The organism is Streptomyces sp. NPDC002788 (assembly GCF_053592115.1).
This window is the reverse complement of sequence record NZ_JBSFVB010000018.1, coordinates 63,048-75,321: the sequence shown is the minus strand read 5'-3', so window position 1 is coordinate 75,321 and position 12,274 is coordinate 63,048. Positions and strand designations below refer to the sequence as shown.

At 71.6% G+C, this 12,274-nt stretch carries 11 protein-coding genes; 4 read left to right on the top strand and 7 right to left on the bottom strand.

Translation table 11 applies throughout. From position 1 onward, the window contains the following. Window positions 1-93: 93 nt before the first annotated feature. The 3 genes from ACWD1U_RS29290 to ACWD1U_RS29280 all read right to left on the bottom strand — a co-directional run bounded on the left by ACWD1U_RS29290 (window position 94) and on the right by ACWD1U_RS29280 (window position 2,956). Window positions 94-822 (bottom strand): prepilin peptidase, encoded by a 729-nt coding sequence (locus ACWD1U_RS29290; RefSeq protein ID WP_451111990.1) that lies wholly within the window; start codon window positions 820-822, stop codon window positions 94-96. Between the two features lie 417 nt (window positions 823-1,239). Beyond that, on the bottom strand, window positions 1,240-1,470 hold the full coding sequence (locus tag ACWD1U_RS29285; protein ID WP_451111988.1) for a hypothetical protein: 231 nt from the start codon (window positions 1,468-1,470) through the stop codon (window positions 1,240-1,242). Between the two features lie 637 nt (window positions 1,471-2,107). Continuing rightward, window positions 2,108-2,956, bottom strand: coding sequence for a menaquinone biosynthetic enzyme MqnA/MqnD family protein (locus ACWD1U_RS29280; RefSeq protein WP_451111987.1), 849 nt, complete (start codon window positions 2,954-2,956; stop codon window positions 2,108-2,110). Window positions 2,957-3,321: 365 nt separating this feature from the next. Here ACWD1U_RS29280 and ACWD1U_RS29275 point away from each other — a divergent pair, with 365 nt between their 5' ends. Together ACWD1U_RS29275 and ACWD1U_RS29270 are read left to right on the top strand one after the other, a co-directional pair. Beyond that, window positions 3,322-3,525 carry a cold-shock protein gene (locus ACWD1U_RS29275; RefSeq protein ID WP_004984723.1) on the top strand — a complete coding sequence of 68 codons (204 nt, stop codon included), beginning with the start codon at window positions 3,322-3,324 and terminating at the stop codon, window positions 3,523-3,525. Between the two features lie 278 nt (window positions 3,526-3,803). Continuing rightward, entirely contained in the window at window positions 3,804-4,454 is a 651-nt protein-coding gene (locus ACWD1U_RS29270) for a class I SAM-dependent methyltransferase (RefSeq protein WP_451111985.1), read from the top strand. A gap of 135 nt (window positions 4,455-4,589) precedes the next feature. Here the strand turns inward: ACWD1U_RS29270 and ACWD1U_RS29265 are convergent, their stop codons facing one another. From ACWD1U_RS29265 to ACWD1U_RS29255, 3 genes are all read right to left on the bottom strand, one after another. Further along, entirely contained in the window at window positions 4,590-5,666 is a 1,077-nt protein-coding gene (locus tag ACWD1U_RS29265; RefSeq protein ID WP_451112126.1) for a sugar ABC transporter substrate-binding protein, read from the bottom strand. Window positions 5,667-5,817: 151 nt separating this feature from the next. Beyond that, window positions 5,818-7,737 (bottom strand): AMP-dependent synthetase/ligase, encoded by a 1,920-nt coding sequence (locus ACWD1U_RS29260; RefSeq protein ID WP_451111983.1) that lies wholly within the window; start codon window positions 7,735-7,737, stop codon window positions 5,818-5,820. Between the two features lie 230 nt (window positions 7,738-7,967). Continuing rightward, window positions 7,968-9,257, bottom strand: a complete 1,290-nt coding sequence (locus ACWD1U_RS29255; protein WP_451111981.1) for an acetyl-CoA C-acetyltransferase — start codon at window positions 9,255-9,257, stop codon at window positions 7,968-7,970. A 104-nt stretch (window positions 9,258-9,361) separates the two neighbouring features. Here ACWD1U_RS29255 and ACWD1U_RS29250 point away from each other — a divergent pair, with 104 nt between their 5' ends. Together ACWD1U_RS29250 and ACWD1U_RS29245 are read left to right on the top strand one after the other, a co-directional pair. Then, window positions 9,362-10,717, top strand: coding sequence for a 3-oxoacyl-ACP reductase (locus tag ACWD1U_RS29250; protein WP_451111979.1), 1,356 nt, complete (start codon window positions 9,362-9,364; stop codon window positions 10,715-10,717). Next, window positions 10,717-11,565, top strand: a complete 849-nt coding sequence (locus ACWD1U_RS29245; RefSeq protein WP_451112125.1) for a MaoC family dehydratase — start codon at window positions 10,717-10,719, stop codon at window positions 11,563-11,565. Before ACWD1U_RS29250 ends, ACWD1U_RS29245 begins: the two co-directional genes overlap by 1 nt. On the opposite strand, the gene ACWD1U_RS29240 is transcribed toward ACWD1U_RS29245, so the two are convergent. Then, on the bottom strand, window positions 11,553-12,218 hold the full coding sequence (locus ACWD1U_RS29240) for a TetR/AcrR family transcriptional regulator (RefSeq protein ID WP_451111977.1): 666 nt from the start codon (window positions 12,216-12,218) through the stop codon (window positions 11,553-11,555). The two genes, ACWD1U_RS29245 and ACWD1U_RS29240, sit on opposite strands and share 13 nt — an antisense overlap. Between the last annotated feature and the right edge of the window lie 56 nt (window positions 12,219-12,274).

The following is a 12,274-nucleotide window of genomic DNA, read 5'->3' as shown; positions in this document are numbered from 1 at the left end:
TCTCCCCTTGTACGTGGTGTGGTAGGTCGCCTACCGCGTCCGCGTCAACTGATGAACCGCTGCGGGCGGGCCGAAGCGGCGGCTGACGCGGTGTCAGGCCGTGTACGCGCCCACGAGAAGCCCGAGAAACGCCCCGGTGATCAGGAACGGGCCGAAGGGGATGGCCGTTTTGCGGTCGGCTCGGCGCATGACCACGAGGGCGCCGCCGTACAGGGCGCCCAGGAGGAAGCCGGCGAAGGTGCCGAGCATGACTGTCGGCCAGTCGTACCAGCCGAGGACGGCGCCGGCCCCCAGGGCGAGTTTGACGTCGCCGAAGCCCATGCCCGCGGGGTTGACGAGGAAGAGGACGAAGTAGCCGCCGCCCAGGGCCAGAGAGCCGAGCAGTGCGGTGGTCCACTCCCCCGTGTGCTCGGGGGCCAGGGCGGTGACACCCAGCAGGGCCAGGGCGGCAGCGGCGAAGGGGAGGGTGAGCGGGTCGGGGAGCCGGCGCACGCGGAAGTCGACGACCGTGAGCAGGATGCCGACGGGGGCGAGAAGCAGCCAGACGCCCACCTCGGGGCGGGTACCGGTGGCACCGGCGAGGGCCGCGCAGACGAGGGCGGTGGCGAACATCAGGGGTGCCGTGGACGGACCGTACCCGGCCCCCTCGCACCGCGGACACGAGGCCCGCCCCAGCCAGCCCCTGACGGCATGCCCGCCGGGGCACTGCTCCCGCCACGGCTCCCCCGAGGGCGCCGAGAACCGGTAGGCCGCACGCGGCAGCAACGCGCCCGCCGCCGCGCCCCAGAGCGCGGCGACGGCGGCCAGGAGGGCGGTGCTCATCCCACGGCCGGTTCGACGGCGTCCGCGGCGGACGGCTGGACCGCCAGCAGGGCGAGATTCGGAGCCCAAGCCGTCTGCTCGGGGGGCGCGTTGCGCCCGGTGAGAACGGAGTCGGGCCACGCGACACCACCCGGCGCTCCGCGCCGCCCTGTCCTTCTTCCCGTCGAGCCAGACGAGTGTGAGGTGCACTGTCGCGGCATGGCGCAATTCCCCGGCGTCGTGTGTGGACCTGCGGTGACGCGGACGAGCCCTGTCAGCGTCCCACTTGCCCCAAACCCTAAGGCTTCGCTCTCGGCTTCACACGGCCAACTTCCCGCGCGCTCAAGCCGATTCCCCTTCGCGCCACCTCCCCTGCCGACCCTGCCCGAGACACGAGAAGGCCCCGGATCGGAGATCCGGGGCCTTCTCCGCGTTGCGTCAGGAAGCGACGGCGGCGTTGAGGTGCAGGTCCGCCGCGACGCCCGCGGGCGAGACGGCGAGGCCCGCTCCGGTGCCGACGCCGGTGGTGAGGCCGGCGGCCGTGGTCTCGACGTAGAGCCCGGCTGCGGCCCCGGCACCCGCGGCAGCGCCGCCCGCCTGGCCGCCGGCGATGGCGTCCAGCTCGGCGTCGGACATCTGGGCGGTCTGGATCTGCGGGGTGAAGGCCATGGGTGGCGGTTCCCTTCGTTTCATATTTGCGAGGTGCTCGAGCGCGACTGATCAAAGCACGTGGGGAAAAGAAGCGGCCAGTCAGTCGTTGTGGATATGCGGGGGACTTCGGTGACCGAATGCATGAGTGTGGCCATTCGGTAACCGGCCCCTCCACCCTCTTCACGCTTTCCGCCGCTTTGCGGTACGGGAACGCACCGCGCGGCGGACACCAGGGGCCGTGCCCCGCTCCTGACCGGGTGTCCGACCGACCACGCGGTGAACGGTGTGCAGATCCGTCGAATGTTCAGGATCAGCGGTTCCTGACCGGATCTCATCCCCCGTCACGCACGTGCCCGGTGTCAGACGTCACACACCTGCAAGTCGAGTAGACCTCCGGCCCGTTCGGTGGCGGTGGGGCACAGCCCCCGGCCCCGGCCACGCCCGTACCGGCGTCCGGCACCGCCAGCGAGGGGCTGCCGAACCCGGCCCTCGGGAGCCGGCCGCCGGGCCGGCTCCGTGGGGGGCCGCCCACGTGGCCGGGCAGGCTGCCGTCAGGTCCCGCAACTCGCCGTCCGGCAGAGTCAGTTCCGGTTCCCTCGTGGACGACCTCGTTAGAGCAGGGCCGCCGAGGAGTCGCCGGGGAGCGCCGCCCGGCTCACGGCCGGAGCAGGTCCACCTTCACGTCGGCCGGGAAGCCGGTCGTCGGGCCGACCCGGCGCGCGAACTCGGCGACCGCTTCCAGCTGCGGGGCGCCGAAGCGGAAGTCGAGGGTGGTGAAGTAGCGGGCGAGGGTCTCCTCGTCGAAGGCCTCCCAGCGGGCGGCCTGCTCGGCGACCTTGCCGACCTCCTCCAGGGAGAGGTTGCGGGAGTCGAGGAACGCCTCGTGCACCTTGCGCGTGATGGCCGGCTCGCGCTCCGCGTAGTCGCGGCGCGCCGCCCAGACCGCGAAGACGAACGGCAGGCCCGTCCACTCCTTCCACAGTGCGCCGAGGTCGTGCACGTCCAGGCCGAAGCGCGGACCGTCGAGCATGTTCGCGCGCAGCGCCGCGTCGCCGATGAGGACGGCGGCCTCGGCCTCCTGCATCATCAGGCTGAGGTCCGGCGGGCAGGTGTAGTAGTCCGGCTGGACGCCGTAGCGCTCGGCGAGGAGCAGCTGGGCGAGGCGGACGGAGGTGCGGGAGGTCGACCCGAGGGCGACGCGGGCGCCGTCCAGCTGGTCCAGCGGGACCTGCGAGACGATCACGCAGGACATCACCGGGCCGTCGCAGCCGACGGCGATGTCCGGGAACGCGACCAGGTCGTCGGCGTGCTTGAGGAACTCGACCAGGGTGACGGGACCGATGTCGAGATCGCCCTGCACCAGCTTCTCGCTGAGCTTCTCAGGGGTGTCCTTGGTGAGCTCGAAGTCGAGGAGCGTGCCCGTTCTCGCGAGCCCCCAGTAAAGGGGCAGACAGTTCAGGAACTGGATGTGGCCGACGCGCGGCCGGGTGCGAGGATTGTCCACATCGTGAGGCTAGCCCTCATGGCGTACGCCCCGGCGCGCGGGCTCCGCTCGAGCCGAGCCGGGGCGCCGGGCGGCTCCCCCTTCCGGGTGTGGCCTGGGCGGGTGACCGGGCGATCACGTGTTCTCGGCCAGTCGGCCGGTGACGTTCAAACATTCGGGTGACGTGATCTTGACCCCTATTGCATTCCGCGGCCCGCGTGCTAGGCTCGTCGCAAGTTGCAGTTTGGTTTCCCTTGCAGTACAGAGCCTGCGGAGCATGTGACCGCGGGCTCTCGTCATTCTCAGACATAGGCACTTGTGCGGAATTCATCTTCACACTTGCTGGTTCTGGAGCAGGGCAACCCTTTTGGGCCCAAGGAGGGCTTATGGCTACCGGAACCGTTAAGTGGTTCAACGCCGAAAAGGGCTTTGGTTTCATCGCCCAGGAGGGCGGCGGCCCCGACGTCTTCGTCCACTACTCCGCGATCAATGCGACCGGATTCCGGTCCCTCGAGGAGAACCAGCAGGTGTCTTTCGACGTCACGCAGGGTCCGAAGGGCCCGCAGGCTGAGAACGTCACGCCGGTCTGATAGCAGTACCCAAGGAGCCCCGCGCCGCAAGGCGACGGGGCTCCTGCCCTTTCCGGCCCCTTCCGTCCGGCGAATTCCCGGCGAATTCTGCCCGGCGGACGATGAGCGGATGCGGAACGATCAGGAGAACAGTGGTACACCACCGGTCCGACCGGGGACACGGACGGCCCGGCTCCTGAGAGCCGAGGGCACGGCCCCGGGGGCTGGTCGGGGCCCGCGATCCGGGGCCGGTCCGCGAGGGCCGCGGGGCGAGGCGTCGGATAGTAGGGTCTCCCGGCATGGGTGATGCCGGCTTCGTGATCGAGACCCGTACCTTCTACAACACCGTGGCCGAGGACTACGCCGTCCACTTCCGGGATTATCTCGGCGCCACGCCCTTGGACCGGTGGCTGCTGAACGGGTTCGCGGAGCTGGTCGGCGAGGGTGGGACGGTCGCCGACCTGGGATGTGGACCCGGGCGGGTGACGGCGTACCTGGCGTCGCGGGGGCTGTCGGTGTTCGGCCTGGACCTGTCGGAGTCGATGGTCGCGATCGCCCGCCGTGAGAACCCGGACCTGCGGTTCGAGCAGGGCTCCATGCTGGACCTGGATCTGCCGGACGGCTCGCTCGACGGTGTCGTGGCCTGGTACTCGATCATCCACACGCCCGAGGAGCACCTGCCCGCCCTCTTCGCCGGTTTCCACCGCGTCCTGCGCCCCGGCGGTCATCTGCTCCTCGGCTTCCAGTGCGGTGACGAACCCCGTCGCTACGAGGAGGCCTTCGGCCACCCGGTGGCCCTGGACTTCCTCCGGCGCCGGCCGGAGCGTGTCGCCGCCCTGCTGGGCACCGCCGGCTTCACCGTCCGCGCCACGACGGTACGAGCGCCGGACGAGGAACTCGGCGAGCCGGTTTCCCAGGCGTCCCTGGTGGCCCGCAAGCCATCGGAGTAGGAATTCCGGCAGTCGCTGCGGAGGTCGCACCAGGGGGCATGGCCGCTCCGGCTGACGCGAACGCGACAGAGGACGGGGAACGCCGCGCAGGGGTCTTGGGAGGTCAAGACCCGTGCGACACCCGCCGCGCGCCCGCTACTCGAGCCCGATGGCCTGGCAGTCCGCCTGGTACCGGGCGGTACAGATGTCCTTCACCGTGTACACGCCGTCCGTGATCACCGTGTCCTTGATGTTGTCCTTGGTGAGGGCGACCACCGGGACCAACATCGCCGGGATGCCCTTCTGGGTCGGGCTGTCGACCGTATCGCGGGTCAGCGCGGCGAACTCGATCGAGCGGCCCTGGACCTTGGCGACCGCGATCTTCGCGGCGTTCGTCGCCTCCAGCAGGAAGGACTTGTACACGGTCATGTACTGCTCGCCGGACACGATCCGCTGTACGGCGTCGAGGTTGGCGTCCTGCCCGGTCACGGGCGGGATCTTGGTGGCGCCGGCCTCCTTCAGCGCCTCGATGACAGCACCCGCCATGCCGTCGTTGGCGGAGTAGACGGCGGCGATGTCGCTCAGCCCGACGGCCTTGATCGCCTTCTCCATGTTCGCCTTGGCGATCGCGGGCTTCCACTCCTTGGTGTCGTACTGCTCGACGATGTCGACCTGGCCCTGGAGTTCGCCGAGCGCGCCCTCCTTGAAGCGTGCGGTGTTCGGGTCGGCCGGGTCGCCGTTCATCATGACGACCTTGCTGTCCTTGGCCTTCTTGCCGAGTTCGCCGATGATCGCGCGGCCCTGCACCTGGCCGACGAGTTCGTTGTCGTGGGAGACGTACGCGTCGATCGGCCCCTCGGCGAGCCGGTCGTAGGCGACGACCGGGATGCCGGCGTCCTTGGCCTTCTGCACGTCCTTGGCGATGGTCTTGGAGTTCAGCGCGTCGACGAGGATGACGTCCACCTTGTCGGCGATCATCTGCTGGAACTGCCGGCTCTGTCTGGAGACGTCGGCCTCGGCGTTGGCGTAGCGGACCTTGCCCTTGTTCTCCGTGAGGGAGGCGACCTCCCGCTTGATCAGCGGGTAGTCGAACTTCTCGAAGCGTGCCGTGTCCCGGTCGGGCAGCAGCAGGCCCACCGTGATGTCGTTGCCCTTCTTCGCGGCGGCGTCGTCGCTTCCGCCGTCGCCGCAGGCGGTGAGGGACAGGGCCGATACGGAGATCGCCAGGGCCATGGCGGCGGGGCGCACAGCGGTCCGGCGGGTGTTACTCGCTTTCACTGGTGGTGCCTTCCGAGGGGGGAGCATCGTGACGAGGTGGTCGAAAGCCAACGGGCAGACGCCTTACGCCGTCAATAACCACGTGTGAAGACCTCGCGAAGGTGCCTCACCGCGTGTACAGGCTCTCCACCTCCGCCGCGTACGTGCGCAGGACGACCTCGCGGCGGAGCTTCATCGACGGGGTCAGGTGGCCCGCCTCCTCGGTGAAGTCCTGGGGGAGGATCACGAAGCGGCGGATGGACTCGGGGCGGGAGACCATCTTGTTCGCCTCGTCGACCGCGCGTTGCAGGACGGCGCGCAGTTCCTCGTCGTCGACGAGGAGTGCGGGCGGTACGGGGTGTTTGCCGTTCATCTGGCGCCAGTGGGTGATGCCGGCCGGGTCGAGTGTGATCAGGGCGGAGACGTAGGGGCGGCCGTCGCCCAGGACGAGGCACTGGGAGATCAGAGGGTGGGAGCGCAGCCAGTTCTCCAGGGGGGCCGGGGCGACGGACTTGCCGCCCGCGGTGATCAGGAGTTCCTTCTTGCGGCCGGTGATCGTGAGGTAGCCCTCGTCGTCCAGTTCGCCGATGTCGCCGGTGGCGAGCCAGCCATCGGGTGCTGCGGGGACGACACCACCGGCATGGGGGTCCCAGTAGCCGCGCAGGACGTGGTCGCCGGCGACGAGGATCTCGCCGTCGGCGGCGATGCGGACGCGGGTGCCGGGCAGGGGCCAGCCGACCGTGCCCAGGCGGGGTTTCAGGGGCGGGGTGACGGTGGAGGCGCCCGTGGTCTCCGTCAGGCCGTAGCCCTCGAAGATCTCGATACCGGCGCCGGCGTAGAACGCGGCGAGGCGGCGGCCGAGCGGTGAGCCGCCGCAGATGGCGTAGCGGACCCTGCCGCCCATGGCGTTGCGGATGCGGCGGTAGACCAGCGGGTCGTAGAAAGCCCGGGCGGTCTTGAGGGCGCGGGTGGGGCCGGGGCCGGTGCCCGTCTGGCGGGCCTCCACCGCCTCGCCGTAGCGCTGCGCCACCGCCACGGCGCGGTCGAACGACGAGACCCGGCCGGCCGACTCGGCTTTGGCGCGGGCCGAGTTGAAGACCTTCTCCAGCATGTACGGGATGGCCAGCAGACAGGTCGGCCGGAAGCTCGCCAGGTCCGGCAGCAGGTGCTCCGCCTTGATGCTCGGCGCGTGGCCCAGCCGGACGCGGGCCCGGACGCAGGCGACCGCCACCATGCGGCCGAAGACGTGGGACATGGGCAGGAACAGCAGGACGGATGCCTCTTCGTCGGTCTTGGCCCGGAAGACGGGGTAGAGGAGTTCGATCGCGTTGTCGACCTCGGCGAAGAAATTGCCGTGGGTGAGCGCACAGCCCTTGGGGCGGCCCGTGGTGCCCGAGGTGTAGATGAGGGTGGCGAGGGTGTCGGGGCCGAGCATGCCGCGCCGCACCTCGACCTCCTGGTCGGTCAGCTGCGCCCCGGCTTCGGCGAGACGGTTCACGTGGCCCTTCTCGACGATCCACAGGTGCCGGAGGTCGGGCAGGCGTTCGCGCTCGGGGCCGAGGGCGGCGGCCTGCGCGGCGGTCTCGGTGACCAGGGCGACCGCGCCCGAGTCCTGCAGGATCCAGCGGGCCTGGAAGACGGAGGAGGTGGGGTAGATGGGGACGGTGACCAGGCCGGCCGCCCAGGCCGCGAAGTCCAGGACGGTCCACTCGTAGATCGTGCGGGCCATCACCGCGACGCGGTCGCCCGGCATGAGGCCCTCGGCGATCAGCCCCTTCGCCACGGCCATGACCTGGCCGGCGAACTCGGCCGCCGTGACGTCGCTCCAGTGCCCGTCGGCGTCCTTGCGGCTGAGTGCCACGGCCCCCGGGCTCGCGCTCGCGTTGTCGAAGGGCAGGTCGGCGAGCGACCCGTGTGTCCACGGCGGGGCCAGCGGCGGTACGGAGGCCTCCCGCACCGCCCCGTCCAGTCGCCGTACCTCGGGCTCGACCAGCACCGGCCCTCCGTACACGTCACCGTGGGCGGAGGAGGGATACGCAGTGGACACGGGCGGCTCCTGGGGCGTGCAGCGGAGAACTGCTTGCTGCATGAGTACGTGCCTCGCACGCCGAGGCGCTCAACCGGCGGAACCCCCAGAAAGGGGTTACTGACGGTAGGAACGGGATCGTACGGCGCTCACGTGGCGCATCTGTGCGGGTTCGGGGGTGGTCCGGAGCCAGGCCTGTGCATTCTCGGGGGTTACGTGAGGGTCGTTCAGGTTCGGTAGGGCACCGGCCCTCAGGAGCGCTCCAGGACGGCCGTCACCCCCTGCCCGCCGGCCGCGCACACGGAGATCAACCCGCGGGCGGGGGCGTCCCGTTCGGCGAGCAGCTTGGCCAGGGTGGCCACGATCCGGGCGCCGGTGGCGGCGAAGGGATGCCCGGTGGCGAGGGAGGAGCCCGCGACGTTCAGCCGGGCGCGGTCCACCGTGCCGAGGCCGCGCTTCTCCCAGGCCGCGAGCGTCGCCAGCACCTGGGAGGCGAACGCCTCGTGGATCTCGACGAGGTCGAAGTCGTCCAGGCCGAGTCCGGCCCGCTCCAGCATGCGCGGGACCGCGTACGCGGGTGCCATGAGCAGTCCGTCCTCGCCGCCGGCGACATCGCCGCCGACGAAGTCGACGGCCGCCGTCTCGTACGAGGTGAGGTACGCCAGCGGCTCCAGGCCGCGCTCGCGGGCCCATTCCTCGCTCGCCAGCAGCAAAGTCGCCGCGCCGTCCGTCAGCGGGGTCGAGTTCCCGGCCGTCATGGTCGGGTCGGGGTGGCCGAGGCCGAACACCGGCTTCAGCGAGGCGAGTTTCTCCACGGTCGAGCCGGGACGCAGGTTCTGGTCGCGGGCGAGGCCGCGGAAGGGGATCACCAGGTCCTGGAAGAAGCCGCGTTCGTACGCCGCCGCCAGCCGCTGGTGGCTGGTCGCGGCCAGTTCGTCCTGCGCCTGGCGGGCGATGCCCCAGGCGCGGGCGGTGACGGCGGCGTGTTCGCCCATGGACAGGCCGGTGCGCGGCTCGGCGTTGCGCGGGATGTCGGGGACGAGGTGGCCGGGGCGCACCTTCGCCAGGGCCTTCACGCGCCCGCTCAGCGACTTCGCCCGGCGGGCCTGCAGCAGGATGCGGCGCAGCGAGTCGTTGACGCCGAGGGGCGCGTCGCTCGCGGTGTCCGCGCCGCCCGCGATCGCCGAGTCGGTCTGGCCGAGGGCGATCTTGTTGGCGGCGGCGATGACGGCCTGGAGTCCGGTGCCGCAGGCCTGCTGGATGTCGTAGGCGGGAGTGCGCGGGTGGAGCTTCGAGCCGAGGACGGTCTCGCGGGCGAGGTTGAAGTCGCGGCTGTGCTTGAGGACCGCGCCGGCGACGAACTCGCCGACCGCGCCGGGCTCGTGGAGTCCGTACCGCTCGACGAGGCCGTCGAGGGCGGCGGTGAGCATCTGCTGGTTGGAGGCGGTGGCGTAGGGGCCGTCGGAGCGGGCGAAGGGGATGCGCGCTCCGCCGACGATCGCGACGCGCCGCACCGACGGCGACAGCTGCTGGGGGCTCATCTCGACCCGCTCCTCGTCCGTGACATACCATTACCTACGGTAACCTTACTCCAGAGTAAGCATGAGTGCGCCTTCAGGGCCGTCGTCGGGAACCGGGAGTTGGAATGGCCGACCGATATCTGCGCTTCACCGGCACCGCGCCCGGCCGTTTCCTCACCCGCCGGCTCGGTCTGCCGCAGCCCGCGGCGCTGACCCGCTGGTCCCCCGAACACCCCGCCCTGGACGGCGGCCTGCGTCATCTCACCGCCGGCAGCTCCGCCCTCGATCTGGCGCCGGTCCTCGCCCGTACGGGGATCGGCCCGGCCGACTCCGACCGGGCGGCGGCCGTCGTCCTGGACGCGACCGGAGTGCGGGACGTCGAGGGACTGGCCGAGGTGCACGCGGCCCTGCGTCCCGTCGTTCGGTCGGTCGCCGCTGGGGGTACCTCCCGCTCGAGCGCGGCCGGGAGCGGGGGAGGCCGTGTGGTCGTGCTCGGCGCGCCGCTCGATCCCGCCGACCACCACCAGGCCGCGGCCCAGCAGGCCCTGGAGGGCTTCACGCGCTCGCTCGGCAAGGAGATCGGCCGGGGCAGGACCGTGAACCTGGTCCGGCTCACGGACGCCCGGGCCGCCGAGTCCACGCTCCGGTTCCTGCTGTCGCCGAAGTCGGCGTACGTGAGCGGGCAGGTGATCGACGTGGGGGCACCCCAGGACACACCCCGGGAGACCACCGCTCCCGTCGACTGGATTCGCCCCCTCACCGGCCGCACCGCCCTGGTCACCGGCGCCGCCCGCGGCATCGGCGAGGCCGTCGCCGAGACGCTCGCGCGGGACGGGGCCCGGGTCGTCGTCCTCGATGTGCCGCAGGCCGAGCAGGACGCCCGGCGCGTCGCCGAGCGGCTCGGCGGCACCGCCCTGCTGCTCGACATCACGGCCGCCGACGCGGGCGCCCGGATCGCCGACGCCCTCCCGGACGGCCTGGACCTGCTGATCCACAACGCGGGCATCACCCGGGACCGGCGGCTGGTGAACATGCCCGCCGAGCGCTGGATCTCCGTGCTGGAAGTGAACTTGGCGAGTGTGCTGCGCACGACGGACGCCCTGCTGAAGGCCGGGACGCTCAGGCGCGGCGGCTCGATCGTGGCGACGGCCTCGATCGCGGGTCTCGCCGGCAACGGCGGCCAGACCAACTACGGGGCGAGCAAGGCAGGCATCGTCGGCATGGTCCGCTCCCTCGCACCGCGCGCGCTCGCCGAACACGGCCTGACGGTCAACGCGGTCGCGCCGGGCTTCATCGAGACGAAGATGACGGCCGCCGTCCCGCTGCTCATCCGCGAGGCGGGCCGCCGGATGAACTCCCTCGCCCAGGGCGGTCTTCCGGTCGACGTCGCCGAGACCACGGCCTGGCTCGCGCACCCGGCGTCGGGCGCGGTCAACGGCCAGGTCGTCCGCGTCTGCGGCCAGAGCCTGCTGGGGGCGTGATGGGCGACGCCGCCGCTCTCGTCCTCACCAGGTCCCCCTCCCTCGCCCCGCTGCTGGCCCGAGGTGCCCTGCTGTCCCCCTTCAAACGGCCCTCCCCCGACGCGGAGTTCCCACGCACCCGGCTCGTCCTGCCCGGCCTGCGCGTCGATCTAGCGCGGCTGGCGGCGTACGAGCGGGTCTGCGGGTTCCCGACCGGGGAGGACGCGCTGCCGCTGACGTATCCGCACGTACTGGGATTCCCCCTGGCCGTGCGACTGATGAGCGAGCGGGACTTCCCGCTGCCGCTGCTCGGCCTCGTCCACACGTCGATCGCGGTCACGCGGCACGGTTCGATGCCGGCGACCGGCCGGTACGACCTCTGCGTGCACGTCGAGGGGCTGACCCCGCACCGGCGCGGCACGGAGGCGGTCGTCGTCACGGAGGTACGCGGCGAGGGGCACCTGGTGTGGGAGTCGACGAGCACCTACCTCGCCCGCCATCTCACGCGGCGATCGGCCGGGCCCGCGCGCGAGGAGGTGCGCAAGCCACTGCCGGCGGTGGCCGAATGGCGACTCGCCGGGGATGTCGGGCGGCGCTACGGGGCCGCTTCCGGGGACCGCAACCCGATCCACCTCCACCCGCTGGCCGCCCGGCTGTTCGGCTTCCCCCGGGCGATCACCCACGGCATGTGGACCGTGGCCCGCTGCCTCGCCGCGCACGGCACGCCGGACTCCTGCCACGTGCGGGCGGAGTTCAAGGCGCCGGTCCTGCTGCCCGGGACGGTGACGTACGCGGCGCAGGACGGCCGGTTCGAGCTGCGCGGCCGGGAGGACCGGATCCACGTGACGGGGGGCGTCTACCCGGCGTGAGCGCCCGCCTGCTCTTCCGGGGGTGACCAGGGCCGCCCCGCCATGAGGTCGCCGAGCCCGGCCCAGGCGAAGTTCATCATCGTGGCCGCGGCCTGGCGGGCGGTGATGCCCGAGGTGGCGTTGGCCCAGGCCGCGAGCGACTCGGCGGCGCCGACCAGGGCCTCGGCGAGGCCGGCGACCTCGCGTTCCGGCAGGTGGGGGTCCCGGTGCGCCTCGCGTGCCGCGGCGAGGATCAGTTGCGTCACGAACGCGACGATCTCCTCGCGCATCGCGGTGACCTCGGCGGCGAACGGCTCGCCGTGCGTACGGGCCTGGAGGTGCAGGACCGACCAGGCGTCAGGGTTCTCAGCGGTGTGCGCGAAGAACGCGCCGAGCCCCTCCCACAGTTGCCGGTCGGCGGGCAGATCACGCCGGACGCCGGCCCGTACCGCCCCGACGAGGGCCTTGGCCTCCCGGCGGATGCAGGCGGTGAAGAGGTCTTCCTTCGAGTTCAGGTACAGGTAGACCAACGGCTTGGAGACGCCCGCGAGTTCGGCTATCTCGTCCATGGACGCGGCCATGTAGCCCCGCCGGCCGAAGATCTGCACGGCGGCGTCCAGCATCTGCTGCTCACGGACCGCACGCGGCATCCGCTTGGTCTTCACGGCACCCATAGCGCTCAAGCGTACGGTCCCCCTGGACGGCACTCGGCCGGGAAACCGGCACAGGA

What these genes read in the sequence shown, in the direction of transcription:
- ACWD1U_RS29290 (WP_451111990.1), bottom strand. Translation starts at nt 822, where the DNA reads ATGAGCACCGCCCTCCTGGCCGCCGTCGCCGCGCTCTGGGGCGCGGCG.
- ACWD1U_RS29285 (WP_451111988.1), bottom strand. Translation starts at nt 1,470, where the DNA reads ATGGCCTTCACCCCGCAGATCCAGACCGCCCAGATGTCCGACGCCGAG.
- ACWD1U_RS29275 (WP_004984723.1), top strand. Translation starts at nt 3,322, where the DNA reads ATGGCTACCGGAACCGTTAAGTGGTTCAACGCCGAAAAGGGCTTTGGT.
- ACWD1U_RS29270 (WP_451111985.1), top strand. Translation starts at nt 3,804, where the DNA reads ATGGGTGATGCCGGCTTCGTGATCGAGACCCGTACCTTCTACAACACC.
- ACWD1U_RS29265 (WP_451112126.1), bottom strand. Translation starts at nt 5,666, where the DNA reads ATGGCCCTGGCGATCTCCGTATCGGCCCTGTCCCTCACCGCCTGCGGC.
- ACWD1U_RS29255 (WP_451111981.1), bottom strand. Translation starts at nt 9,257, where the DNA reads ATGAGCCCCCAGCAGCTGTCGCCGTCGGTGCGGCGCGTCGCGATCGTC.
- ACWD1U_RS29250 (WP_451111979.1), top strand. Translation starts at nt 9,362, where the DNA reads ATGGCCGACCGATATCTGCGCTTCACCGGCACCGCGCCCGGCCGTTTC.
- ACWD1U_RS29245 (WP_451112125.1), top strand. Translation starts at nt 10,717, where the DNA reads ATGGGCGACGCCGCCGCTCTCGTCCTCACCAGGTCCCCCTCCCTCGCC.
- ACWD1U_RS29240 (WP_451111977.1), bottom strand. Translation starts at nt 12,218, where the DNA reads ATGGGTGCCGTGAAGACCAAGCGGATGCCGCGTGCGGTCCGTGAGCAG.